The 24,175-nt window shown below is 60.9% G+C and carries 29 protein-coding genes; 12 read left to right on the top strand and 17 right to left on the bottom strand.

Annotated elements, in window-relative coordinates; translation table 11 throughout:
• Positions 1-2: 2 nt before the first annotated feature.
• On the bottom strand, positions 3-596 hold the full coding sequence (locus tag QIW53_RS12300; RefSeq protein ID WP_371049883.1) for a hypothetical protein: 594 nt from the start codon (positions 594-596) through the stop codon (positions 3-5).
• Entirely contained in the window at positions 562-1,302 is a 741-nt protein-coding gene (locus QIW53_RS12305) for an SURF1 family protein (protein WP_371049884.1), read from the bottom strand. The genes QIW53_RS12300 and QIW53_RS12305 overlap by 35 nt, the downstream gene beginning before the upstream one ends.
• 70 nt (positions 1,303-1,372) lie before the next feature.
• Here QIW53_RS12305 and QIW53_RS12310 point away from each other — a divergent pair, with 70 nt between their 5' ends.
• Positions 1,373-1,576: a twin transmembrane helix small protein gene (locus QIW53_RS12310; RefSeq protein ID WP_150765453.1), complete on the top strand. Its 204-nt coding sequence runs from the start codon at positions 1,373-1,375 to the stop codon at positions 1,574-1,576.
• Between the two features lie 6 nt (positions 1,577-1,582).
• On the opposite strand, the gene QIW53_RS12315 is transcribed toward QIW53_RS12310, so the two are convergent.
• The 4 genes from QIW53_RS12315 to coxB all read right to left on the bottom strand — a co-directional run bounded on the left by QIW53_RS12315 (position 1,583) and on the right by coxB (position 5,916).
• Complete coding sequence (locus tag QIW53_RS12315) at positions 1,583-2,470, bottom strand: cytochrome c oxidase subunit 3 (protein WP_371049885.1); 888 nt, start codon at positions 2,468-2,470, stop codon at positions 1,583-1,585.
• A 25-nt stretch (positions 2,471-2,495) separates the two neighbouring features.
• Positions 2,496-3,047: a cytochrome c oxidase assembly protein gene (locus QIW53_RS12320; RefSeq protein WP_371049886.1), complete on the bottom strand. Its 552-nt coding sequence runs from the start codon at positions 3,045-3,047 to the stop codon at positions 2,496-2,498.
• Between the two features lie 66 nt (positions 3,048-3,113).
• A complete protein-coding gene (ctaD, locus tag QIW53_RS12325; RefSeq protein WP_192307325.1) occupies positions 3,114-4,700 on the bottom strand; it encodes a cytochrome c oxidase subunit I in 1,587 nt (528 codons plus the stop codon).
• Between the two features lie 88 nt (positions 4,701-4,788).
• Positions 4,789-5,916 carry a cytochrome c oxidase subunit II gene (gene coxB / locus QIW53_RS12330; RefSeq protein ID WP_371049887.1) on the bottom strand — a complete coding sequence of 376 codons (1,128 nt, stop codon included), beginning with the start codon at positions 5,914-5,916 and terminating at the stop codon, positions 4,789-4,791.
• A gap of 370 nt (positions 5,917-6,286) precedes the next feature.
• On the opposite strand from coxB, the gene QIW53_RS12335 reads away from it, so the two are divergent.
• Positions 6,287-6,937 (top strand): hypothetical protein, encoded by a 651-nt coding sequence (locus QIW53_RS12335; RefSeq protein WP_371049888.1) that lies wholly within the window; start codon positions 6,287-6,289, stop codon positions 6,935-6,937.
• 112 nt (positions 6,938-7,049) lie between these two features.
• On the opposite strand, the gene QIW53_RS12340 is transcribed toward QIW53_RS12335, so the two are convergent.
• The 3 genes from QIW53_RS12340 to QIW53_RS12350 all read right to left on the bottom strand — a co-directional run bounded on the left by QIW53_RS12340 (position 7,050) and on the right by QIW53_RS12350 (position 10,699).
• Entirely contained in the window at positions 7,050-8,576 is a 1,527-nt protein-coding gene (locus tag QIW53_RS12340; protein ID WP_371049889.1) for a SulP family inorganic anion transporter, read from the bottom strand.
• Between the two features lie 90 nt (positions 8,577-8,666).
• On the bottom strand, positions 8,667-9,398 hold the full coding sequence (locus tag QIW53_RS12345) for a carbonic anhydrase (RefSeq protein ID WP_371049890.1): 732 nt from the start codon (positions 9,396-9,398) through the stop codon (positions 8,667-8,669).
• Between the two features lie 242 nt (positions 9,399-9,640).
• Complete coding sequence (locus QIW53_RS12350; RefSeq protein ID WP_371049891.1) at positions 9,641-10,699, bottom strand: PA0069 family radical SAM protein; 1,059 nt, start codon at positions 10,697-10,699, stop codon at positions 9,641-9,643.
• Positions 10,700-10,930: 231 nt separating this feature from the next.
• Between QIW53_RS12350 and QIW53_RS12355 the strand changes: the two genes are divergently transcribed.
• Positions 10,931-11,236 carry a hypothetical protein gene (locus QIW53_RS12355; RefSeq protein WP_371049892.1) on the top strand — a complete coding sequence of 102 codons (306 nt, stop codon included), beginning with the start codon at positions 10,931-10,933 and terminating at the stop codon, positions 11,234-11,236.
• 178 nt (positions 11,237-11,414) lie between these two features.
• Positions 11,415-12,062: a dual specificity protein phosphatase family protein gene (locus QIW53_RS12360; protein ID WP_371049893.1), complete on the top strand. Its 648-nt coding sequence runs from the start codon at positions 11,415-11,417 to the stop codon at positions 12,060-12,062.
• A gap of 45 nt (positions 12,063-12,107) precedes the next feature.
• Here QIW53_RS12360 and QIW53_RS12365 read toward each other — a convergent pair whose 3' ends face one another.
• Together QIW53_RS12365 and prlC are read right to left on the bottom strand one after the other, a co-directional pair.
• A complete protein-coding gene (locus QIW53_RS12365) occupies positions 12,108-12,395 on the bottom strand; it encodes a YheV family putative zinc ribbon protein (RefSeq protein WP_371049894.1) in 288 nt (95 codons plus the stop codon).
• Positions 12,392-14,443 (bottom strand): oligopeptidase A, encoded by a 2,052-nt coding sequence (prlC, locus tag QIW53_RS12370; RefSeq protein ID WP_371049895.1) that lies wholly within the window; start codon positions 14,441-14,443, stop codon positions 12,392-12,394. Before prlC ends, QIW53_RS12365 begins: the two co-directional genes overlap by 4 nt.
• Positions 14,444-14,532: 89 nt before the next feature.
• On the opposite strand from prlC, the gene QIW53_RS12375 reads away from it, so the two are divergent.
• Positions 14,533-15,078, top strand: a complete 546-nt coding sequence (locus QIW53_RS12375) for a gamma carbonic anhydrase family protein (RefSeq protein WP_371049896.1) — start codon at positions 14,533-14,535, stop codon at positions 15,076-15,078.
• A 27-nt stretch (positions 15,079-15,105) separates the two neighbouring features.
• Complete coding sequence (locus QIW53_RS12380; RefSeq protein ID WP_371049897.1) at positions 15,106-15,756, top strand: HAD family hydrolase; 651 nt, start codon at positions 15,106-15,108, stop codon at positions 15,754-15,756.
• 79 nt (positions 15,757-15,835) lie between these two features.
• On the opposite strand, the gene QIW53_RS12385 is transcribed toward QIW53_RS12380, so the two are convergent.
• Positions 15,836-16,927, bottom strand: a complete 1,092-nt coding sequence (locus QIW53_RS12385) for an aminopeptidase (protein ID WP_371049898.1) — start codon at positions 16,925-16,927, stop codon at positions 15,836-15,838.
• Between the two features lie 60 nt (positions 16,928-16,987).
• On the opposite strand from QIW53_RS12385, the gene QIW53_RS12390 reads away from it, so the two are divergent.
• Positions 16,988-17,410: a PA0061/PA0062 family lipoprotein gene (locus QIW53_RS12390; RefSeq protein ID WP_371049899.1), complete on the top strand. Its 423-nt coding sequence runs from the start codon at positions 16,988-16,990 to the stop codon at positions 17,408-17,410.
• A gap of 40 nt (positions 17,411-17,450) precedes the next feature.
• The gene (locus tag QIW53_RS12395) at positions 17,451-17,870 is read left to right on the top strand and encodes a PA0061/PA0062 family lipoprotein (RefSeq protein WP_371049900.1); all 420 of its coding nucleotides are present in this window, start codon (positions 17,451-17,453) and stop codon (positions 17,868-17,870) included.
• Between the two features lie 6 nt (positions 17,871-17,876).
• Here the strand turns inward: QIW53_RS12395 and QIW53_RS12400 are convergent, their stop codons facing one another.
• Both QIW53_RS12400 and QIW53_RS12405 read right to left on the bottom strand, forming a co-directional pair.
• Positions 17,877-18,116, bottom strand: coding sequence for a DUF1161 domain-containing protein (locus QIW53_RS12400; RefSeq protein ID WP_371049901.1), 240 nt, complete (start codon positions 18,114-18,116; stop codon positions 17,877-17,879).
• Positions 18,117-18,246: 130 nt separating this feature from the next.
• Positions 18,247-18,678, bottom strand: coding sequence for an OsmC family protein (locus QIW53_RS12405; protein WP_371049902.1), 432 nt, complete (start codon positions 18,676-18,678; stop codon positions 18,247-18,249).
• 236 nt (positions 18,679-18,914) lie between these two features.
• On the opposite strand from QIW53_RS12405, the gene QIW53_RS12410 reads away from it, so the two are divergent.
• Positions 18,915-19,916, top strand: a complete 1,002-nt coding sequence (locus tag QIW53_RS12410) for an LLM class flavin-dependent oxidoreductase (RefSeq protein ID WP_371049903.1) — start codon at positions 18,915-18,917, stop codon at positions 19,914-19,916.
• 144 nt (positions 19,917-20,060) lie between these two features.
• On the opposite strand, the gene QIW53_RS12415 is transcribed toward QIW53_RS12410, so the two are convergent.
• Entirely contained in the window at positions 20,061-20,285 is a 225-nt protein-coding gene (locus QIW53_RS12415; protein ID WP_371049904.1) for a DUF1161 domain-containing protein, read from the bottom strand.
• A 122-nt stretch (positions 20,286-20,407) separates the two neighbouring features.
• Entirely contained in the window at positions 20,408-20,623 is a 216-nt protein-coding gene (locus QIW53_RS12420; RefSeq protein WP_010465710.1) for a dodecin, read from the bottom strand.
• A 156-nt stretch (positions 20,624-20,779) separates the two neighbouring features.
• Between QIW53_RS12420 and QIW53_RS12425 the strand changes: the two genes are divergently transcribed.
• A complete protein-coding gene (locus QIW53_RS12425; protein WP_371049905.1) occupies positions 20,780-21,103 on the top strand; it encodes a DUF883 family protein in 324 nt (107 codons plus the stop codon).
• Here QIW53_RS12425 and QIW53_RS12430 read toward each other — a convergent pair.
• Positions 21,079-21,993, bottom strand: coding sequence for a LysR family transcriptional regulator (locus QIW53_RS12430; protein WP_371049906.1), 915 nt, complete (start codon positions 21,991-21,993; stop codon positions 21,079-21,081). The genes QIW53_RS12425 and QIW53_RS12430 overlap by 25 nt on opposite strands.
• Positions 21,994-22,116: 123 nt before the next feature.
• Here QIW53_RS12430 and trpB point away from each other — a divergent pair, with 123 nt between their 5' ends.
• Positions 22,117-23,352, top strand: coding sequence for a tryptophan synthase subunit beta (gene trpB, locus QIW53_RS12435; protein WP_371049907.1), 1,236 nt, complete (start codon positions 22,117-22,119; stop codon positions 23,350-23,352).
• On the top strand, positions 23,352-24,164 hold the full coding sequence (trpA, locus tag QIW53_RS12440; RefSeq protein ID WP_371049908.1) for a tryptophan synthase subunit alpha: 813 nt from the start codon (positions 23,352-23,354) through the stop codon (positions 24,162-24,164). Before trpB ends, trpA begins: the two co-directional genes overlap by 1 nt.
• The last annotated feature ends 11 nt before the right edge of the window (positions 24,165-24,175 follow it).

A 24,175-nucleotide genomic window follows, 5' to 3' on the forward strand; every position in this document is an offset into this window, starting at 1 on the left:
CTTTATCCGATGTTCGACAGTTTCAGCAGGTGCCGCAGGTCATTGAGCAGGTCCTTGCCCTTCACCGCCGGGTCGTAGCGCAGCACCAGATTGCCGTGGGGGTCGATGATCCACAGCTGCGGCACGGCCTGGTCACCGGTGGTCTTGCTGAAGGTGGTCAGGTCCATGGGGTAGCGTTGCAGTTGCGGGTATTCGCGGGTGAGCTTGGCGTCGTAGTCGCTGGCCAACGGTTGCGCGGCGGCCAATGCATGGCTGGCACGCGAAGCATCGCGACCGAGACCGATCTGCACCTGCCGCGCCAGGTACACCAGTTGCTGGCAGTCCACGGAGCACGCCTTCGGTGCCGTCACCAGGATCTGCCAGCGGTCCTCCTGCGCCTGTACGCCGAGGTCGGCACGCGTCTGGCCGTTGCCAATCAATTCGCCGTGGTAGCTGCGACCCTCGGGCACCCAGAACTGCAATTTGTACATGCCGGTGGCAAGGATCATCGGGCCGATCACCCCAAGCAGGATCAGCAGCAACTGCACGCGCCCCTTGCGCCGGTTTACCGGGGTTTTCGCCTCAGACATGCTGGGTGGATTCATGGCCGCTCCCATGGTGTTTCTCCTTTGCGTTGTGCCAGCCGAGGTAAATGAAGAGGCCGAGCAGGGCGATCGCCATGGCGAACCATTGCACGGCGTAAGCGATGTGCTTTTCCGGGCCCAGGGCGACTACCGGCCAATCGGCCCGGTACGAGGCAGGGCCGCTTTCTTTGCGTAATTCGTAGGCGAAGCCTTCACGATCCAGCGTGGTCCACAGCTTCGCCGGGTCGACGACGGTCACCAGTTCGGGCCAGGTTGTGGCGCTCGGATCGGCCTGTAACTGAAAGGTCGCGCCGGGCGGAACGTAGACCCAGGCATCGAGACTCAGCACCTGGGACGGCGTGGTGAATTGTGGCGGCGTGCGCCGGTCGGGCCAGGGCAGCCAGCCGCGATTGACCAACAACCACAGTCCGGTGGTCTGATCCTGAAACGGTTGCAGCAACTCCACGCCGACCTTGCCATCGCGCTGGCGGTTATCCAGCAGCAGGCTGTGCGCGGCATCGAACTGGCCATGCAGGCGCACGCGGCGAAAGGCCGGGTCTTGAGTGTGCTGCAGCTCGGTGCTGGACATCGGCTCGGCGGCCCGCCGCTCAGCGTAAGTGTTGAGCAGCGCCGTTTTTTCCGCGCCCCGGCCCAGTTGCCAGAAACCCAGCGACACCAGCAGCGGCAGCAAGAGTGCAACCACCAATGTCGGCACGACACCCGGCCGGAAGCGTTTCATGGCGCCGCCAGAAGTTCGCTGGTCGCGATAGCTATACTCAACTGCATCGCCTTCCCCCCGGAGATTCCCCATGCTCAAGGCAGCTATCGTCCTGATGCTGATTGCCACGGTTGTCAGCCTGTTCAGCGGCCTGTTTTTTCTGGTCAAGGACGACAGCAGCTCGAACCGCCTCGTCATCGCCTTGAGTGTTCGTGTGGCCCTGGCCGCCATCACCGTCGGCTTGATCGCCTGGGGTTTTTTCAGCGGCCAGCTGGTGTCGCACGTGTCCTGGTGAGGCGGTTCACAGCACGTAGACGAAAACGAACAAGCCGATCCACACCACGTCCACGAAGTGCCAGTACCAACTGGCGGCCTCGAAACCGAACTGATGGTCGTTGTCGAAATGCCCGCGCATGATCCGCATCAGCATCACGAACAGGATGAGCGTGCCGATCGTCACGTGGGCGCCGTGGAAACCGGTGAGCATGAAGAAGGTCGCCCCGTAGATGCCCGAGCCCAGGGTCAGGCCCAGTTCGTGGTAGGCGTGCAGGTATTCTTCCGCCTGGAAGCCAAGGAACGCACAGCCCAGCAGCACGGTGATCGCCAGCCACAGTTTCAGTGCGCCGCGATGGCCTTTTTTCAAGGCGTGGTGGGCGATGGTCACGGTGACGCTGGAGCTGACCAGCAGCACCGTGTTGAGCAGCGGCAGGCCCCAGGGGCTGATGACGTCCTTGGGCGGCGGGAAGAGTTTGGAATCCGGGTTGTTCAACAGTGGCCAGGTGAACTCGAAGCCGGGCCACAGCATATGGGCAAGGCCCTTGGTGCCTTCACCGCCCAGGGCGGGGCCGGACACATGGCGTACGTAGAACAGCGCGCCGAAGAACGCGATGAAGAACATCACTTCGGAGAAAATGAACCAGCTCATGCCCCAGCGGAACGAGCGATCCATCTGCGCGCTGTACAGCCCGGCACGACCTTCCTTGATCACCGTACCGAACCAGCCGAACAGCATGTAGGCCAGCAACAGGCTGCCCACGAAAAACACCAGTGGGCCATGGGATTCCGGTCGCGCAGCTTTCAGGTCGTTGAACCAGGTCGCCAGCCCATACACGGTGACGAACATGCCCACCGTGGCAATGATCGGCCATTTGCTCTGGGCCGGTACGTAATAGTGCTCATGAGTTGCCATTTATTGTTCTCCTTATCGGGCACGCTCAACCGCCAGTATTTACGGCCACCGGTGGATGTCGGGCGGTGATATCGAACAGCGTGTAGGACAGCGTCAGGTGCTTCACATCCTTGGGCATGTCACGGTCAACGATGAAACGTACCGGCATCTCGATCCGTTGACCGGGCTGCAGCACTTGCTGGGTAAAGCAGAAACATTCGGTCTTGTGGAAGTACGCCGCCGCGGCGCTGGGGGCGATGCTTGGCACGGCCTGGGCGCTCATCGGGCGGTCGGTGGGGTTGTGCGCGATAAACACCATCTCGTTCACCGCCCCGGGGTTGGTCGTCAGCTCATCCTTGGTGGGAAAGAAATCCCAGGGCATGTCTGCGGAGTTGGTCGACAGAAACTGCACGCGCACCTGCCGTGAGGCGTCGACGATCTGCTCCCCCTCATACTGCCCGGCGGTCTTGCCGTTGATGCCGAAGACCCTGCACATCACGTCGTAGATCGGCACCAGGGCAAACCCGAAGACAAACATCGCCACCACCACCAGCAACAGTCGCGTGACCAGTTTTTTCATCGAGATCGAGTCAGCCATGACATCTCCTCTCTACACCAACCTCTGTAGGAGCGAGCATGCTCGCTCCTACAGGGAATTCGGTGCTCATTTCACTTCCGGCGGCGTGGTGAAGGTGTGATACGGCGCCGGTGACGGGATGTTCCATTCCAGGCCTTCGGCTCCATCCCAGGGTTTGGCCGGTGCTGGCGGGCCGCCGCGAATGGTCTTGATCACGATGAACAGGAAGAACAGCTGAGTCGTGCCGAACAGGAACGCGCCGATCGATGACACCATGTTGAAATCGGCGAATTGCAGGTTGTAGTCCGGAATCCGCCGCGGCATGCCGGCGAGGCCCACGAAGTGCATCGGGAAGAACGCCATGTTCATGCCGATGAACGAGAGCCAGAAGTGCAGCTTGCCGAGGGTTTCGTCGTACATGTGACCGGTCCACTTCGGAAGCCAGTAATAGGCGGAAGCGAAGATCCCGAAGATCGCCCCCGGCACCAGCACATAGTGGAAGTGCGCGACCACGAAGTAGGTGTCCTGGTACTGGAAGTCGGCGGGTGCGATCGCCAGCATCAGCCCGGAGAAGCCGCCGATGGAGAACAGGATCACGAACGCCACCGCGAACAGCATCGGCGTCTCAAAGGTCAGCGAGCCCTGCCACATGGTGCTGGCCCAGTTGAACACCTTCACGCCGGTCGGCACGGCGATCAGCAACGTGGCATACATGAAGAACAGTTCGCCCACCAGCGGAATGCCGACCACGAACATGTGGTGCGCCCAGACGATGAACGACAGGAACGCGATGCTCGCCGTCGCATAGACCATCGAGGTGTAGCCGAACAGCGGCTTGCGCGAGAAGGTTGGGATGATCGAGCTGACGGCGCCGAAGGCCGGCAGGATCATGATGTACACCTCGGGATGCCCGAAGAACCAGAACACATGCTGGAACAGCACCGGATCACCGCCACCGGCGGCACTGAAGAAGCTGGTGCCGAAGTGGATGTCCATCAGCATCATCGTCACGCACCCGGCCAGTACCGGCATCACCGCGATCAGCAGGAACGCGGTGATCAGCCAGGTCCAGACGAACAGCGGCATTTTCATCAGGGTCATGCCGGGGGCGCGCAGGTTGAGGATGGTAGCGATCACGTTGATCGCGCCCATGATCGAGCTGATGCCCATCAGGTGGATGGCGAAGATGAAGAACGTCACGCTTTCCGGAGCGTAGGTCGTCGACAGCGGGGCGTAGAACGTCCAGCCGAAGTTCGGCCCGCCACCGGGCATGAACAGCGTCGAGACCAACAGCAGGAACGCCGCCGGCAACAGCCAGAAACTGAAGTTGTTCATCCGTGGCAGGGCCATGTCCGGCGCGCCGATCATCAGCGGCACCATCCAGTTGGCGAGGCCCACAAAGGCCGGCATCACCGCACCGAAGACCATCACCAGGCCGTGCATGGTGGTCATCTGGTTGAAGAATTCCGGCTGGACGATCTGCAGCCCCGGCTGGAACAGTTCGGCGCGGATCACCATGGCGAACGATCCGCCGAGCAGGAACATGGAAAAGGCGAACCACAGGTACAGGGTGCCGATGTCCTTGTGGTTGGTGGTCAGTACCCAGCGCATCAGGCCTTTGGCGGGGCCGTGGGCGTGGTCGGCATGACCATGGTCATCGATGACGGCGCTCATGGCTTGTCTCCTGCAAAGGCCGAGAGTGGGGCTGGGCAGGCCGGGGCGTGTTGCCCCGACCGGTTGCTAACGTGCGCAATGGACCGGGTCATTTGCTTTCCGCCTGTTTCAGCTCCAGCACTTCCTTGGGAGTGACCATGTCGCCCTTGTTGTTGCCCCAGGCGTTACGTTCGTAGGTCACGACCGCCGCGATATCGACTTCCGACAACTGCTTGCCGAACGCCGCCATCGCGGTGCCAGGCTTGCCGTGGTAGACGATGCTCAGGTGCGCATCTTTCGGCCCGGTAGCGATTTTCGAACCCTTGAGTGCCGGGAACATGGGCGGCAGGCCCTGGCCTTCCGCCTGGTGACAAGCCACGCAGGTGCTGTGGTAAACCTTGTCGCCACGTTCCTTGAGCTCGTCGAGTGTCCATTCCTTGCTGGTCAGCTCCTTGAGTTGCGCCGCTTCGGCCTTGCGCTCGCCCAGCCATTTTTCGTAATCGGCCTTTTCCTTGACCTCGACCACGATCGGCATGAAGCCATGGTCCTTGCCGCACAGTTCGGCGCACTGCCCACGGTAGATGCCCGGCTTGTCGATGCGGGTCCAGGCTTCGTTGACGAAGCCCGGGATGGCATCGCGCTTGACGGCGAAGGCGGGCACCCACCAGGAGTGGATGACGTCGGCGGACGTCACGAGGAAGCGCACCTTGGCGCCAATCGGCAACACCAGCGGCTTGTCGACTTCCAGCAGGTAATGCTCGCCCTTGGTTTGCTTGTTGTGGATCTGATCGGCGGGCGTGGCCAGGTTGCTGAAGAACTCGACGTCCTGGCCCAGGTATTTGTAGTGCCATTTCCACTGATAACCGGTGACCTGGATATCAATGTCCGGCTCGCTGGCGTCGTACATCTTGATCAGGGTGGCCGTCGCGGGAATGGCCATCGCCACCAGAATCAGGAAAGGCACGATGGTCCAGAGGATTTCGACGGTGGTGCTTTCATGGAATTTTGCGGCCACCTGCCCGGTCGAGCGACGGTGGAGGATCATCGACCAGAACATGGCGCCGAAGACGATGACGCCGATCACTACACAGATCCAGAAGATGGTCATGTGCAGGTCGAACACAGCGTGACTGATTTCAGTCGCTCCCGGCGCCATATTCACAGTCCAGGCAGCGTGTGCCGGGCTGAAAATCGACCACAACAGGAGGCCCATCCAGACATGTGGATGTCGCATCATTGCGGGTTCCCCTTATCGTTCTTGTTATCCCGCCGGCTTTCACCTGCGGCAAGGGAGCGGCTGCATCAGACTACGAACTTGAATCGCCGGGCCTTGCTGCGTGGGCAGTCGGGCGTCATCAGCTAACTCCATTCAAACCCGAGTATAGACAGCGACTGACACCTCGCAATGTGAGGGCGTAAATCATCTGAAACAGCCAGGACTTGCGTTCAAGGTCCCGAATGGAGAAGGATGCGGACGAGTGGTGGCAAATGGTTATAACTTTGCCGTCTCAACGGTTAAACAATTATGACAAATGCGTCTTAAGCGTTTTCGTGAGCCAGCTAAGTTATGTCTTCCTATTTCATTGCCTTTGTTTCCTGGAGTTTTCATGAACACCGCCGCATTACGCGAGCAGATCCAAAAAGCCCAACAACACGAAGCTGCAACCGGCCTGCTGACCCGTCAGCTGGAAAGCAAATTGCCGAAACTGCACCCCACGATCCAACTGCCGGAGGCCGACGCCCACGGCGTTTTGACGCGTTTTGTTGCCGCCTACATCGACGAGGTCCCCGATCTGCTGGATGCGGCCAATGAAGTCGCCAGGGAAGCGGGTATCGAGTCCCAGATCAAGCCGGTGCTGAAAATCGCCGAACAGTACTTCCTCCAGCCGCCGCAGATCATGGCGGGGCACGTCGGCCTGGACAGCCTGCTGGACGAAGCCTACCTGGCGCACCGGTTTGTCGAGGAGGTCAACGACCTGTACATCAAGCATTTTGGCCAGCCACTGATCCCCCTGGACATGACTGTCGCCAACCTTATTGCCCATCAATTGATCGGTGAGGCCTTCGCCAACCAGCTGGACGAAGTGGTGCATCACGCGGTGGACAGCATGCTCGACGACGACAGCTTCGCGCTGGAGTCGGTGGAAGCCTACCGTGAAAAACTCAGCAGCCCGGACACGGGGGCTGCCTGGAAGCGCTGGCCGTGCATGTCCCGTCGCCTGGGCGTGGGGCTGGAGCTGGATCAAACTGTGGCGTAATGCCCTCCACGAACCTGTGGGAGCGAGCCTGCTCGCGAAGGCGGTGTGTCGGCCAACATCAATGTTGAATGACTGTCCGCCTTCGCAAGCAGACTCGCTCCCACAGTGCTTTCTAGGCGGCGGAACCGATGCCGGTGTTGGTTCTCAACCGTCCTTCAAGCCTGCGCTTCAACCCTCGCGACTCGATCAACAACCTCGACCCCTTGGCCGCGTTGGCTCGCCCCCATTCCTCAAGCAGTTCCAGGCACGCGTGATCAATGTAGCTCAGGTTATTGAGCGGCACATGCACGGTCGAGCCCGCCGGAATGCTCCCCAGTACCTGCGTCAGCGCGGGCACCTTGAGGAAGGTCGCCGCGCCGATCAGGCGCAGTTCCATTTCACCTTCACCGGGCAGGTCGATCAGGCTGATCTTCAACCGCGAAGCCTTCAGCGCCAGTTTCACCAGGGTCAGGCCAAAACCGATCAGCACACCGGTCAACAAGTCGGTGAAGATGATCGCCAGTGCGGTGGCGGCGTAGGTGAACATCGGCATCCGGCCATAACGGCCCAGGCCACGGAAAACCTTGAGGTCCACCAGTTTGAAGCCGGTGTACACCAGCACGCCCGCCAGGCTCGCTACCGGAATGCTTTGCAGCAGGCTCGACAGCAGCAACACGAACGCCAGCAGCCACAAACCGTGGAAGATCGTCGAAAAGCGCGTGGTCGCGCCGGCCTGGACGTTGGCCGAACTGCGTACGATCACCCCGGTCATCGGCAGCGCGCCGAGCAGGCCGCAGAGCATATTGCCGATCCCCTGCGCGGAGAGTTCCCGGTCGAAGTCCGAGCGCTGGCCGCTGTGCATGCGGTCCACCGCAGCCGCTGACAGCAGGGTCTCGGCGCTGGCGATGAAAGCAACGGCGAGGGCCGCGATCAGCAGGGTCGGGTCGGCGAGGTTGAGCAAATCCGCCGGTTTCAGCCAGTCGATGGCCTCCGCCAGGTTCGCGGGCACTTCCACTCGCTTGACCTGCAGGGCGAGTAACAGGCTGGCAGCAGTGGCCAACCCCACACCCAGCAGGGCGCCGGGAACGAAGCGCAGAGCGTTCGGGCGAAATTTCTCCCACAGCCACATCACCGCGATCGTGCCCAGGCCCAGCAGCCCGGCCTGCCAGCCCAGGGACGGCAGTGCCTGCATCACCGCACCGGGGAACGCCGCCAGGTTATCCAGCCCGGAAGCCTTCGGCGCCGCGTCGATCATCACATGCACCTGTGATAGCACGATCAATACGCCAATCCCGGCGAGCATGCCGTACACCACGGCGGGCGCCGTGACCCGGAACCAGCAGCCCAGCTTCAGGCGTCCGGCAACCAGTTGCAGAAACCCCGCCAGCAACAGGATGGGTCCGAGCATGGCGATACCGTGCTGGCGGACCAGTTCGAACACCAGAACCGCCAGGCCCGCAGCCGGACCACTCACTTGCAGGGGCGAGCCGGCGAGCCAACCCACGATCAGCCCGCCGATGATGCCGGTGATCAGGCCCTTGGCCGGCGGCAGCCCCGAGGCGATGGCGATGCCCATGCACAAAGGCAGGGCGACAAGGAACACAACCACGGACGCCAACAGCTCCCGTGGCAGAACAGCTTTGAGTTGCGCAGCACGCATGGTGGTTCTCCCGAAGTTTTCTTCAGGCGTGACGGGGCCGGACCGCTGAAACAGCGGCCGGCGTCAAGCCACACAGATTTTTAGGAGGGGTTAGAAGCGCGCTTTGGGCGTCGCCACCGGAATCGGTCCGCTGCCGTCGAGCGGCAGGAAACTGCTCTGGTCCGCGTCGTAAGCCTTGATCTTGCTGGTTTCGATGTCGTAGACCCAGCCATGGATGAACAGCTGACCGTTCGCCATGCGCGAGGCTACCGAGGGGTGGGTACGCAAGTGTTGCAGTTGAGCGATGACATTTTCCTCGGTGAGGACGTGCATCGTCTCGCTTTCGTTGGCGCAGTTGCAGTTGTCATGGACCATGGTCTTGGCGACCTCGGCATGCTGCAGCCAGGCTTTGACCGTGGGCATCTTTTCCAGGCTGCCGGGGTTGAGCACCGCGCGCATGGCACCGCAATCGGAGTGGCCGCAGATGATGATGTGTTGCACGCCCAGCGCCAGCACCGCGTATTCGATGGCGGTGGAAACGCCGCCATTCATTTGCCCGTAAGGCGGAACAACGTTGCCGACGTTACGGGTGACGAACAGATCGCCCGGCGAGCTATGGGTGATCAGCTCGGGAACGATGCGCGAGTCGGCGCAGGTGATGAACATCGCCCGTGGCTTTTGCGCGGTGGCGAGTTTCTTGAACAGTTCTTCCTGCTGTGGAAAAACCTCGTGATGAAAATGCAAAAAACCGTCAACGATATGTTGCAGCGCTGCATCGGCGGTTTCCGCCTCTTGTGGGGCTGAAGCCGACGCAGCCAACGGCTGTTTATCCTTGTCACTCATGAAGTCTTCCTCATTGGCGGATTCAGGGAATCTTCCCGTTTTGTCCGGTGTGAAGCCAGTGGCTGTTTAAAAAACGTCCGGGCGTGAAATCTTGACCCGTCAGTCACTCGATGAACAAGGTAGCCGGCGAAACTTAACTCAAACTGAATCAAGCGCTCTGGACCGTATGTTACAGGGCACGTAAAACGTGACCGGCCTGATCCGTCACAGGTTCGCACAGATCAACCATAGGTCAATTGTCCTCAAATAAGCGTCATCTGGCGACCCGGCGGACAAAAGGCATCGCAATCCAGGTTGAAGCCCTCGCGGCGGTTGAGCCCCAGGCGCTTGATGGTTTTGGCAAAGCGTTGCGCCAGCAGGTCGGCAAACGGGCCTTCGCCGCGCATCCGGCTGCCAAACCGGCTGTCGTAGAGCTCACCGCCACGGCTTTGGCGGATCAGGCTCAGGACATGGGTCGCTCGCTGCGGATAGTGGGCCGCCAGCCATTCCTCGAACAACGGCGCCACCTCCAGCGGCAGGCGCAGCATCATGTACGCCGCGCTTTGCGCCCCTGCGGCATGCGCTTCGGTCAGCAGGCTTTCGAGCTCGCAATCGTTGATCATCGGAATCATCGGTGAACACAGCACGCCCACCGGAATTCCGGCCTCGCGCATGACGCGAATCGCCCGCAGGCGGGCTTTGGGTGCGGCGGCGCGGGGTTCGAGGATACGTTTGAGTTCATCGTCCAGGGTGGTGAGGCTGATCATCACGGCCACCAGCCTTTGTTCTGCGAGTTCGGCCAGCAGGTCGAGGTCACGCAGGATCAGCGAGCCCTTGGTGATGATCGTCAGCGGGTGGCGATAACGCAGCAGCACTTCCAGGGTTTGCCGGGTGATCCGGTGTTCGCGCTCGATCGGCTGGTACGGATCGGTATTGGAACCCAGGTTGATCGGTGCGCATCGATAGCCGCGTTTGTTCAGTTGCTGTTCCAGCGCGTCGGCGGCGTTGGTCTTGGCGATCAGCCGGGTTTCGAAATCCAGCCCCGGCGAAAGGTCCCAGTAGGCGTGGCTGGGGCGCGCGTAGCAGTAAATGCAGCCGTGTTCGCAGCCACGATAGGGATTGATCGAGCGATCGAAGGGCAGGTCGGGCGAGTTGTTGCGGGTGATGATGGTTTTTGCCGTCTCGATACGCACTTCGGTGCCTTGGGTCACCGGAACTTCCTGGTACCAGCCATCGTCCTGTGCCACCGAACGGTTCGGTGCGAAACGGTTATGCGGATTGGTGGCGGTGCCGCGACCGCGAGGTGGCAAGGGCGTGTTCATCAGTCGCTTCTCAAGGCTGTATGTGTATACAGTACCCAAGGCGATGCGCGTCGACCAGTGCCGTTGGGCGACTCGGCAGAAATCTGACTTTCTGGAAACTCACTTAGTTGCGTACAACTGCAAGTTGCAATTCCGGGAAACATAAAGCGAATAGCGAGTTAATTAACTTGATCAGTAATATCCGCTTCGCACGAAGTGTCGTGTTTTCCACTCATTAAAAGGATTTTTATTATGTCGTTCTTGAATCAGCGCGGTATCTTTCTACAGTTGTTGGCGCCCACTCGCGTCAACCCACTCGAAGCCCAGGTTGCCATGCAGCTTGCACGCAAGGAATCCATCTGGGACCCGGCCACGGAAAAGGTCTCGGAGGCGCTGGTCGACTCTGTGTACGCGACGGCGATCTCGGATGATGGTGGCCGTACCTTCACCATCAAGACCCTGAAGAGCGATGTCGACGGTGACGGCGATATCGATAATGACGACAAGCAGAAGTTGTTGGCGCTGGCGGCTGCTTATTCCGCGATCGTCAGCCCGTAATATGTTCACATCAGGCCCGCATCAAGTTGATGCGGGCCTGATTTAAACCAGGGCAGGCCTTATGCTTCCCTGCTCCCGCGCTGTTCACGATCCTTTGACAGAAGGCTCACGGTCTTTTGACCCCACCTGCCTCAATCTGGCGTCGTCACCCTTCCTTGTCTTTGTACGGTCGCCGAGCATGTCCTTACGCCTCACTCCAGCGCTGTGCCTGTCGCTGGTCGCCTTGTTCAACTTGACATCCGTCCACGCAGACGATTCTCCTGCATCCCGACCAGCGGATTGGGCTCAGCCGGTCGAGGTTCAATACAACCTCTTCCAGATGTCCCCAACGCTCTACCGCAGCGCGCTGCCCGACGCCGGCGCCGGCGCCGTTGCGTTGCTGGAAAAGCTGCGGATTGCGACGGTGATCAACTTCCTGCCGGAGCCCGATTCAAACTGGCTTGTCACACCTGGTATCGAGCAGATCCAGCTGCCTTACCGCCCCAATCATGTGGACGATGCGCAAGTGATCAAGGTCCTGCGCGCCATCCAGGCGGCTGAAGCCAAGGGGCCGGTGTTGATGCATTGCAAGCATGGGTCGGACCGCACCGGCCTGATGGCGGCCATGTACCGGGTCGTCGTGCAGGGCTGGAGCAAAGAGGAAGCCTTGGGCGAGATGACTCAGGGAGGCTTTGGGGAGAACAGTCACTTCAAGGATGACATCCGCTACATGATGCAGGCTGATGCGGATAAATTGCGTACGGCACTGGCCAATGGCGATTGCAGCACGAGCCCGTTTGCCGCGTGTTCGATGAAGAACTGGTTCAAGTCTGCCCACGTCGAATAAGCAGCGCCTCCCACGGCATTGCACAGTGGGAGGCGAAAACTCGGGTCAGTGCTGTTCGTCAGGTTTTTTCTTCAGCTTCGGGTTGGGGAAGAACTGCACGGCCTGAACCTTGGCGTCCGGCGCCTTCAGCGCCGAGACGTTGACCCGCGTACCCAGCTCCTTGGGCACCGACAGCCCTTGTTCATTCAGGGTGTCGGTATAACCGCAGGCCACGCACTCCCGATGCGGGGTGCTGTCTTCACTCCACATCATCAGTTTGTCCGGCTCGCTGCACGCCGGGCAGACCGCCCCGGCGATGAAGCGTTTTTTCGTTTTCACAGGCGCCTCGCTCATGCTGCTGCGTCCTCACTCAGGCCGCTGTGGCGCAAGAGTGCGTCAATCGACGGCGCACGGCCACGGAAGTCGACGAACAGCACCATCGGCTCCTGGGAGCCACCGCGTGCCAGGATCGCTTCACGGAACGCGCGACCGGTCTCGGCGTTGAGCACGCCGTCCTCTTCGAATTTCGAGAATGCATCGGCGGACAGTACTTCGGCCCACTTGTAGCTGTAGTAACCCGCCGCGTAACCGCCGGCAAAGATATGCGCAAAGCTGTTGGGGAAGCGGTTGTAGGCCGGCGGGCGCATGACCGACACTTCGTCACGCACGCCTTCGAGCACTTGCAGCACGCTGCGGCCGTCGCCGTGGGTGGCGTGCAGTTCGAAGTCGAACAGCGAAAATTCGAGCTGGCGAACCATCATCAGGCCGGACTGGAAATTCTTCGCCGCGAGCATCTTGCCCAGCAGGTCCTGCGGCAGTGGTTCGCCCGTTTCGTAATGACCGGAAATCAGCGCCAGGCCTTCCGGCTCCCAACACCAGTTTTCCATGAACTGGCTTGGCAGTTCGACCGCATCCCACGCCACGCCGTTGATGCCGGACACGCCCGCGTGTTCGACGCGGGTCAGCAGGTGATGCAAGCCGTGGCCGAATTCGTGGAACAGGGTGGTGACCTCATCATGGGTCAGCAGCGCCGGTTTACCGCTGTCGGCCGGAGTGAAGTTGCACACCAGGTTGGCCACCGGGCTTTGCAGCAGGCCCCCGGCAGTGCGGCGACGGTCGCGGGCGCCGTCCATCCACGCACCGCCGCGCTTGTTGGCGCGGGCGTAGAGGTCGAAGAAGAAGCGGCCGACGTGCTGGCCGTTCTCCTTGATTTCAAACAGGCGAACATCCGGGTGCCAGGTGTCGAAACCGGTCTGCTCGGCGATCTCGATGCCGTACAGACGCTGGACGATGGCGAACAGGCCGCTGAGCACCTTGTCGATCGGGAAGTAGGCGCGCAGCGCTTCCTGGGCGACGCTGTAGCGTTGCTCACGTAGCTTCTCGCCGTAGAAACCGCTGTCCCAGCTTTGCAGATCCGGGCAGCCCTGTTCGGCAGCGTAGGCCTTGAGCTGTTGCAGATCCTGCGCCGCGAACGGCTTGCTGCGCTTGGCCAGGTCGCGCAGGAAACTCAGGACCTGATCGCTGGATTCGGCCATCTTGGTGGCCAGGCTCAGTTCGGAGAAACTGGTGAAACCCAGGAGTTTTGCCAGCTCCTGACGCAGGTCGAGGATTTCTTCCATGACCGGGCCGTTGTCATTCTGGCCAGCATTCGGGCCCTGGTCCGACGCACGGGTGCAGTAGGCGGCGTAGACTTCTTCGCGCAGGGCCCGGTCGTTGGCGTAGGTCATGACCGCGTAGTAGCTGGGGAATTCCAGGGTGATCAGGAAGCCGTCCAGCCCTTTGGCCTGGGCCGCTGCCGCCATTTGCGCCTTGGCCGAGTCGGTCAGGCCGGCGAGCGCGGCTTCGTCGGTGACGTGTTTGGTCCAGGCCTGGGTTGCGTCCAGCAACTGGTTGGAGAAACGGCTGCCCAGTTCCGAGAGCTTGCTTTGAACTTCGGCATAACGCTTTTGCTCGGCTTGCGGCAGGTCGATACCCGACAGGCGGAAGTCACGCAGGGAATGTTCCAGGATGGTTTTTTGTGCCACGTCGAAACCAGCGGCTTCCGGGCTGTTGGCCAGGGCCTGGAAGGCTTCGAACAATTCGCGGTTCTGCCCCAGTTCGGTGGAGTAGGCGCTCAGTGCCGGCAGGCAGGATTCATAGGCTTCGCGCAGCTCGGCGCTGTTGCACACGGCGTTCAGGTGGCTGACCGGGCTCCAGGCGGCGCCCAGGCGATCGTTGAGTTCGTCCATCGCCAGCACCAGGCCGGCCCAGGTCGGTTGTTTGCCCTGGGTTTTCAGAATCTCGATAATCGCGGCGCGGTTGTCTGCCAGAATCTGTTCGATGGCCGGTTGCACGTGTTCGGCACGGATCGCCGAGAACGGCGGCAGGTCGTAGGACTGCAAAAGAGGGTTGTTCACGCTCACGGTTGGCACCTTGGCTGGAAGAAACATGCAGCCATCTTAATTACAATCGGCGTTCACCGCAGCTATCGGCAACAGAGAGAAACCCTATCGTGAATCTTCGCAAGTACCAGAACCACACGCCGTTGCTCGGCAAAGGCGCTTTTGTCGACCGCTCGGCAGTGGTGATCGGCGATGTCGAAATCGGCGACGACAGCTCTGTCTGGCCGCTGACGGTGATTCGTGGCGACATGCACCGCATCCGCATCGGCGCGCGCACCAGCGTGCAGGATGGCTGCGTGTTGCACATTACCCACGCCGGTCCGTTCAACCCCGATGGTTTTCCGTTGCTGATCGGCGACGATGTGACCATCGCCCACAAAGTGATGCTGCATGGCTGCACCGTGGGCAGCCGCGTGTTGATCGGCATGGGCAGCATTGTCATGGACGGTGCGGTGGTCGCCGACGACGTGATCATCGGCGCCGGCAGTCTCGTACCCCCAGGCAAGCGCCTGGACAGCGGGTTCCTGTACGTGGGCAGTCCGGTCAAACAGGTCCGGCCGTTGACGGAGAAGGAACGGGCATTCTTTACCTACAGTGCGGCGAACTACGTGAAGCTCAAGGACCTGCACCTGGCCGAAGGCTACGACCAGATCTGATCGCGACACTCTTATTCAGGATTCGACATGCATTACCAGACCGTTCTGTTCGACCTCGATGGCACCCTGACCGATCCTCGCGAAGGCATCACCCGCTCTATCCAGTTCGCCCTCGGCAAACTGGGCATCGACGAGCCTGACCTGAGCAAGCTCGAGCATTTCATCGGCCCGCCGTTGCTGCAGGCGTTCATGCAGTTCTACGACTTCGACGAGCCGAAGGCCTGGGAGGCGGTGAATTTCTATCGCGAGCGCTTCAAGGTCACCGGCCTTTACGAGAATCGCGTGTTCGAGGGTGTCACGCCGCTGCTGGAAACCCTGGGCGGGCAGGGGCGGCAGTTGTACATCGCGACCTCCAAACCGTGGATCTTTGCCCGGGAAATCGCCCGGCATTTCGATTTCGCCAGGCACTTCAAGGTGATCTATGGCAGCGAACTGGACGGCACGCGAACCAACAAGGTCGAGCTCATTGCCCACCTGATGGCCGAAGAAGGGCTGGACCCGGCCAATACCCTGATGATCGGCGACCGCAAGCATGACCTGATTGGCGCGCGCAGCAACGGCTTGGATGCGGCTGCGGTGGGCTATGGGTTTGGCAGCCGCGAGGAGCTGAGCGCGGAAGCGCCGGCCTATCATTTCGAAACGCTGGACGAGTTGCACCAGGCGTTTTTGCGGCGCTAGGCAACTCGCCTTCGCGGGCCAGCCTGCTCCACGCAGTAGTCAAGCACCGGGGGCGGGCTTGCCCGCGAAGAGGCGCGGATCAGCCCGCGCCATCGCCGGGCCCTGCCAACCCTTTCAAAGCCGCCTTTCGCTCAGGAGCCGGCAACGCGCCGAGTTTTTCCACCGCCGCATAAAACGCCGGCCAGTCTCCTCGTTCCTGCTTGAACAGCGCCGCAAACGCCGGCACCCATTGGTCGTACAAACCAAACGGCAACAGCCGGGCGTTGTTCATCGGCGCGTTTATCCACGCGTCATAGCGTTTATCCCCAGCCCACTGGCTGTCTCGCAGCGCGCGGTACTGGCTGCGTAGCCGTTCGAATTCCTGCGCCTTGCGCTGGCGCATCTGCTCGGTCGACAGCGGCGTGGCATAGAGCTGTTCAAGTCGCGAGCGGGTATACAGCACCAGCTGGATAAACTGGTCCCGCTGCTGCGCCGGGTTGCCGTTGTCCGGCGCCAGGCCGCGCCAGACACGCCATTGCCGGGTGCCTTCCTGCTCGACAAACGTTGCGAAGGACTCGTTGAACTCAGTGTCATCCTTCACATACACACGCTGGTGCGCCAGCTCATGGAAGATCAACGTCGCCAGCCGTTCATCGCCCCAACCCATCATCGAACTGATAATCGGATCGTTGAACCAACCGAGCGTCGAATAGGCCTCGACGCCGCCGATCGACACGTCCATACCTTGCTCTCGCAGCAACGCCGCCTGACCCCGCGCCGCACCCTGGGTGTAGTAACCGCGATAGGCCACGCAGCCGGCGATGGGGAAACAATGGTTCTGGGGTGACAGGGAAAATTCCGGCGTGGCAAAGACGTTCCAGACGACGAAGGGGCGGCCAATGTCGGCGTACAGGCGGTAGCTCTGGTTGTCCGGCAGGTGCAGTTGCTGGCTGGCGAAGGTTCGGGCCTTTTGCGACTGGGCCAGATGCGCACGCAGTTTGGCGTCGCGTGAAGGATCGGCGATCACCTCGGATACCGGCTCCCGAGCCCGCAGCAGCTGCAACTGACCGTTGGCCAATTGGCCGTAGTAGCTGACGCCGGCGCAGCCACTGAGCAATAAAAACAAGGCACCCGGAAACAAAACGCGCAAAACGCGATCAAGTAACCCATGGCTTTGAAACGGCCTGATCACAATAAAATCATCCCTGGAAAGTCTGCCCGCAAGACTATCCCGCCTGACTGGAGCTCCGCTATGCGCAAGATGATGCTGACGGGAGGCCTGTTGATGCTGACAGGTTGTGCAGGATTCGGCCTACCTCACCACGACCCCTCTCAAGCGTGGATCGATCTCGATTCACCGCAGCAGGACACGGCGCTGCAAGCGTTGGAGGTCGACGACAAGGCGTCCACTGACAAACGCTATTTCGAGGTTCAGCCGGGCAGTCATGAGCTGACGGTGCGTTATCAATTCGCCGTGGAACCCGGCAACATCGGCCCGGACGCCGAGCCCCTGTGGCGCGATTGCCAGTTGAACGTGAAGTTCAGCGGTTTTAATGCCGGTGAGAAATATCAGCTGCAGGCCGGGAATATTGGCTTTCGGCCGTGGGCCAAACTCTATGATCAGCAGCGAAAAGTGATTGGCCAGGGTACCCCAGCGGGCTGCCAACGCACCTGATCGGCGCTATGCTGATTGTCCAAATCTCGGGACATTGATCATGCGCAGGTTTTTGCTGTTGCTCGCGGCTGGCGTCTTCGCCGGTTGTCAGAGCCCGTTACCGGCGGTCGATCCACAGATGGCCTGGATCGACTTCGCAACGCCCACACCTGGGGGCAAGTTGCTGATGGCCGAGCGGCTGGACAACCAGCGCCTGCGCGACGGGCGTTTTTTTCAGGTCAGCCCCGGCAGTCACGAGTTGCGGGTGCGGTTTGATTTCGAGGTGTTTGGCGGCGGCGGCAGCCTGATGACCGGCCCGGTCGAGCGCTTGTGCTACCTGACCATCCGGTTCGACCACTTCGAAGCGGGCCAGCGTTATGTGCTCGAAGGCCGCTCGCTGGCGTTCACCCCCAGCGCGCGCCTGTATAACGCCAAGCGCGAGATCGTGGCTGAGGATCGGGAAGTCAATTGCATCATCTGAGCGGTGTCAGAGATCGTTCTTCTGATAGATGATGGCCTTGCTGCCGTTTTCGCAAGTGCCGACGACCATGGCGACGTCATGTTTATCGGCCTCTTCCTTCGACACGATCTCCAGGGTGTAGGAAGGCACGGCATTCGCCTGGATCTTCACTTCGATTTCTTTCTTCAGCTCTTCGCAATCCTTGGGCGCCGCCAGTGCTGAAGTCGCCAGTGCGGTACAGATAAACGCCAGGGCAAAACGTTTCATCGATGAAGCTCCTTTGAAGCAGCACGTTGCTGTCATTTATTGGACCATCATTGCGCCAGCCAGGTTTTGTTTCCGCGCAAAAAAATCGCAGCCTGTCGAAGGCTGCGATCGCGGGTCGCGTCAATACAGACTAGCTGACCAGCGTAGCGTCCAGGCTGATCTTGGCATTCAGCACTTTGGACACCGGGCAACCTTCCTTGGCCTTGTTACTCAATTCCTCGAACTGCGCCTGGGTGGCCCCCGGGATTTTCGCCTTCAGGGTCAACTTCACGGCGGTGATGGCGAAACCGCCGTCCACCTCGTCCAGCACGACCTCGGCGTTGGTATCGATGCTGTCAGCCTTGAGGCCGGCACCGCCGAGAATCATGGAAAAGGCCATGGAGAAGCAGCCGGCGTGGGCCGCACCAATCAGCTCCTCGGGGTTGGTTCCTTTGCCACCTTCGAAACGGGCCTTGAAGCCGTAGGGCGCTTCCCTGAGCACGCCGGTTTCCGTGGAAATCGAGCCGATGCCGGTTTTCAGATCACCTTCCCAATGGGCCGATGCTTTCTTGGTAATAGCCATGTCTGCCTCCTCAGCGTGCGGCGCGAGGTGTCGCGCCGTGGTGGTATTGCTTGCCAAGGTTCTGAGGATAGACGGTGAGGCAAAGTTCACCGGATATTAATTCCCAGCGTTTGAGTAGGAAATTTCTTCGTCACTCTTGAAACTCGGGTATATGCCCTCATTGCATGAAACACGCTTATGAATTCGGCAGGTTTCCGTTCGTCAAAAACCTGCGCCCCTTTGGAGAAGCAGGCCTTATGAAACGACTGTCCGACATCAAGTTTTCAACCCTGGATCTGGTGCCCGTGCGCGAGAACGGCAGCGCGGCTCAGTCGCTGCGCAACTCCCTGGACCTGGCGCAGCATGTGGAAAAATTCGGCTACACCCGTTTCTGGGTCGCCGAGCACCACAACATGGACGGTATCGCCAGCTCGGCGACTTCGGTGTTGCTGGGGTATCTGGCCGGTGGCACATCGACCATTCGCGTGGGTTCCGGCGGCGTGATGCTGCCCAATCACGCGCCACTGGTGATCGCTGAACAGTTCGGTACCCTTGAGAGCCTCTACCCGGGTCGCATCGATCTTGGCCTGGGTCGTGCCCCCGGCTCCGATCAGATGACCGCCCGCGCCCTGCGCCGCGAGCGCTCGGGCAGCGCTGACGATTTTCCGCAGGACGTCGCCGAGCTGGTGCGCTATCTCGGCCCGCGCACCCCGGACCAACGCATCATCGCGATGCCGGGCACAGGCACCCAGGTCCCGGTGTGGTTGCTGGGTTCGAGCCTGTTCAGCGCACAATTGGCGGGCGAGCGTGGTTTGCCCTACGCCTTCGCGTCCCATTTCGCACCGCGTTTCATGCATGAGGCGATTCGCGTCTATCGCAACCACTTCAAGCCTTCAGCGGTTCTGGATAAACCTTACGTGATGTTGGGTGTTCCGCTGGTAGCCGCTGACACGGATGAGCAAGCCGAGTACCTGGCGACGTCGGTCTATCAGCGCATTCTCGCGTTGATGCGTGGGCAGAGTCTGGTGCAGCGTCCACCGGTCAAGACCATGGACGGACTGTGGCTGCCCCATGAGAAAGAGGCGGTCGGTGATTTCCTAGGGCTGGCGATGGTCGGCAGTCCGCAGAAAATCCGCGCCAAACTGGAAGTCCTGATCGAACAGACCCAGGCCGATGAACTTATTTTCACCTGCGATCTGTATGAGCACGCCGATCGGCTGCATTCCTACGAGCTGCTGGCGCAGGTCATCAAGGGATAAATCCCTGCAGGAGCGAGCTTGCTCCGGGCGGCGTTTCGCCGATGACATTGTGTCAGCCAACGAATGCATTGGCTGATTCGATGGTATCGTCGGAACGCCGCGCGGAGCAAGCTCGCTCCCACAGGAGGTGCGGCTTTGAAGCAATCAACCGCGCTTGTAGACGATTTCCTTGGTGCCGCTCTCACAGGTGCCGACCACTTTTCCGTCGGCGGCAGTGCCTTTATCGACAATCTCCAGTGAGTAATTCGACGCGCCCTTGGCGTCGATCTTGGCGGCGATTTCCGCTTTCAGCTCTTCACATGGCTTGCCATCGGCCAATGCGGCGCCTGCAAGGCTCAACAATCCAACTGCCAACATAAACTTCTTCATCGGTCGCTCTCCCTGGTCGGATCAAAGGGAACATCCGGCCAGCGGCCGGATGCACAGGTGTAGCTCTTTGCCATTCCCTATGGCACTCGGCCAGCGCGCAAGTTCAGAAGACTCGCCAGAACTCAGCTGCTGGCAATCCGGAATCCTACTTTGAGCGTCACTTGAAAGTGTGCGGCCTTGCCGTCCTTGATGTGACCTCGAGTCTCGGTCACTTCAAACCATTCCAGGTGCTTGATGCTTTTATTGGCCTCGGCCAGCGCATTGTTGATGGCATCCTCGATGCTGCTGGTGGATGAGCCGACAAGCTCGACTTTCTTGTAGGTGTGATGGTCTGTCATGGGCGTTCTCCTTGGGTGTGAAATACAGCCTAGCAGTGATTTTCGTATTACTTCTGGCGGCCATTGCCGCGCAGAAGTTCAGATTTACTGCACTTTTTCAAACCACCGAAGTCCCAACCAACACACGCCACTCATCACCAATGCAGGAGAGCCACCATGGCCAACACCTCTTTACGTAAAGCCTCGTTGCAGAGCATGGAAGCCGAGATCGAGAGTCTGCTGAAGTCTTTGGAAAGCCTCAAGGACGACGCCTCGGACGAGTCGCGTAAAACGCTCAAGTCTTTGAAAGCCAATGCCGAGAGTGCGCTGAAGCATTCGCGTCACCTGCTCAGCGACGCTTATGAAGAAGTGAAAGTGAAAACCCGCGAAACCGGGATCGCCACCCGGGATTACGCCCAGGAACACCCTTGGACCACTGCCGGTGTGGCGGTCGGGGCATTGGGCCTGCTGGCGGCTTACCTGCTGTGCAAGCGCGACTGATCCGTCTGGCGCAGCTCATTTTTCAGCCACTGCGCCAGTTGCCTCGCGCGCCCGTCCGCGGCGCGCTTGGGTAGCCACAGCGCCAGTTGCGCCGGGGTTTGACTGAAACCCCACGGCGCAACCAGGCGCCCTGCCTTCAAGTCCTCGATCACCAATGGCTGCGGCGCAATCGCCACGCCAAGCCCGGCCACGGCGGCCTCCAGCAAGTAATACAAATGCTCGAAACCCTGCCCGTACTTCAGCGCGTTTGCGTCGAGGCCGTTTTGTTGTGCCCAGATGGGCCAGGCTTGCGGTCGCGAGGTGGTGTGCAGCAACGGTTCGCTCAACAAGGCATTGGCAGGCGCCGTGTCGAGGCGTTCATAGCCGTCAAACCGTGGGCTGATGACCGGACCGATGCATTCGCTGGCGAGCTCATAGACCTGCATGTCGGCGGGCCAGGGCGGCTCGGCGAATACCAGCAAGGCGTCCAGTCCCGGGCGACGAGGGTCCAGATCTCCTTCCCCGGCAGACAAGTGCAGGCGCAAGTCCGGCAGGTCGGCATTCAACCGTCCCAGGCGTGGAATGAACCAGCGTGCCAGAAGGCTTCCCGAGCAGCCGAGCACAAACGGCGCATCGGCGGTGCTTTGGGTCAGTTCGGCACAGACCGTGCGCAAGCGCTCGAAGGCTTCGCCGCTGGCGTCCCGCAGCCGCACACCGGCATCTGTGAGTTTAATGCCGCGTCCATCCTTGACGAACAGGCTCACGCCAAGGTGCTCCTCAAGGACTTTCAACTGCCGGCTGACCGCACCATGGGTCACGTGCAGCTGTTCGGCGGCCTGACTGACGCTGTTCAGGCGGGCAGTGGCTTCAAAGGCACGCAGGGCGTTGAGCGGGGGAAGATCGTGGCTCATGGAATATGTGAGTTTTCCTGACAGGTTACGGCGATCTTATCGGTTTTCAGCGGCGGGCGTCAGGGGTAGAGTGAAGCCACTTTCTGCAAAAGCACCACCCCACGCATTCCACCGGAGCGACCCATGACCCAGACTAATCTGCGCAACGGCCCCGACACCAACGGCCTGTTTGGCGCGTTCGGCGGCCGTTACGTCGCCGAAACCCTGATGCCGTTGATCCTCGACCTGGCCCGCGAATACGAAGCGGCCAAGGAGGATCCGGCGTTCAACAAGGAATTGGCCTACTTTCAGCGCGATTACGTCGGACGCCCGAGCCCGCTGTATTTCGCTGAACGCCTGACCGAGGCTTGCGGTGGTGCCAAGATCTATCTCAAGCGTGAAGAGCTGAACCACACCGGCGCGCACAAGATCAACAACTGCATCGGGCAGATCCTGCTGGCGCGACGCATGGGCAAGAAACGCATCATCGCCGAGACCGGCGCCGGCATGCACGGCGTCGCGACCGCCACCGTGGCCGCGCGATTCGGCCTTGAGTGCGTGATCTACATGGGCACCACCGACATCGAACGCCAACAGGCCAACGTGTTCCGCATGAAACTGCTGGGCGCGACCGTGATCCCGGTGGTGGCCGGCACCGGCACCCTGAAAGATGCGATGAACGAAGCCCTGCGTGATTGGGTGACCAACGTCGACAGCACCTTCTACCTGATCGGCACGGTCGCCGGTCCGCACCCTTACCCGGCGATGGTTCGTGACTTCCAGGCCGTCATCGGCAAGGAAACCCGCGACCAGCTGCAAGCCCAGGAAGGCCGTCTGCCTGACAGCCTGGTGGCATGCATCGGCGGCGGTTCCAACGCCATGGGCCTGTTCCATCCGTTTCTCGATGACAAGAGCGTCGAGATCATCGGGGTCGAAGCGGCCGGTCACGGCATCGAAACCGGCAAGCACGCGGCCAGCCTGAACGGCGGTGTACCGGGTGTGCTGCACGGCAATCGCACTTTCCTGCTGCAGGACGACGACGGCCAGATCATCGATGCCCACTCGATTTCCGCCGGGCTCGACTATCCGGGCATCGGTCCTGAACACGCCTGGTTGCACGACATTGGCCGCGTTCAGTACACCTCGGTGACCGACGACGAAGCCCTCGACGCGTTTCATAAATGCTGCCGCCTGGAAGGGATCATTCCTGCACTGGAAAGCGCCCATGCCCTGGCTGAAGTGTTCAAGCGCGCACCGACCCTGCCCAAGGATCACCTGATGGTGGTGAACCTGTCCGGCCGTGGCGACAAAGACATGCAAACCGTGATGCACCACATGGAACAGTCTCAACAAGCGCAATCCCAGCAGGAGAAACACTGATGAGCCGCCTGCAAACGTGTTTTGCCGAACTCAAGCAACAGAACCGCGCCGCCCTGGTGACCTTCGTCACCGCGGGTGACCCGAGCTATGACACCTCGCTGGCGATCCTCAAGGGCTTGCCGGCGGCAGGCGCCGACGTGATCGAGCTGGGCATGCCGTTCACCGATCCGATGGCCGACGGCCCGGCGATCCAGTTGGCGAATATCCGTGCACTGGGCGCCAAGCAGAACCTGGTGAAAACCCTGCAAATGGTTCGCGAATTCCGCCAGGGCAACAGCGAAACGCCGCTGGTGCTGATGGGCTACTTCAACCCGATCCACATGTATGGCGTAGCGCGTTTCATCGCCGACGCCAAAGAGGCTGGCGTGGATGGCCTGATCGTGGTCGACCTGCCGCCCGAGCATAACGGCGAATTGTGCGACCCGGCTCAGGCCGCCGGCCTGGACTTCATCCGTCTGACCACGCCGACCACTGACGATGCGCGCCTGCCGACCGTGTTGAACGGCAGCTCCGGCTTCGTCTACTACGTGTCCGTTGCCGGGGTGACCGGTGCTGGCGCGGCGACGCTGGAGCATGTCGAAGAAGCGGTCGCGCGCCTGCGTCGCCACACCGATCTGCCGATCAGCATCGGCTTCGGCATCCGGACACCGGAGCAGGCAGCGTCCATCGCGCGGCTGGCCGACGGTGTGGTGGTGGGTTCGGCACTGATCGATCACATCGCCAACGCCTCGACCCCGGAGCAGGCGGTCGATGGCGTATTGAGTCATTGTGCTGCACTGGCCGAGGGTGTGCGCAACGCTCGCCTCGGCTAAGGCGGACCGCC

It is taken from the genome of Pseudomonas fluorescens, from assembly GCF_041354075.1.
Classification (GTDB): Bacteria; Pseudomonadota; Gammaproteobacteria; order Pseudomonadales; family Pseudomonadaceae; genus Aquipseudomonas; species Aquipseudomonas fluorescens_CE.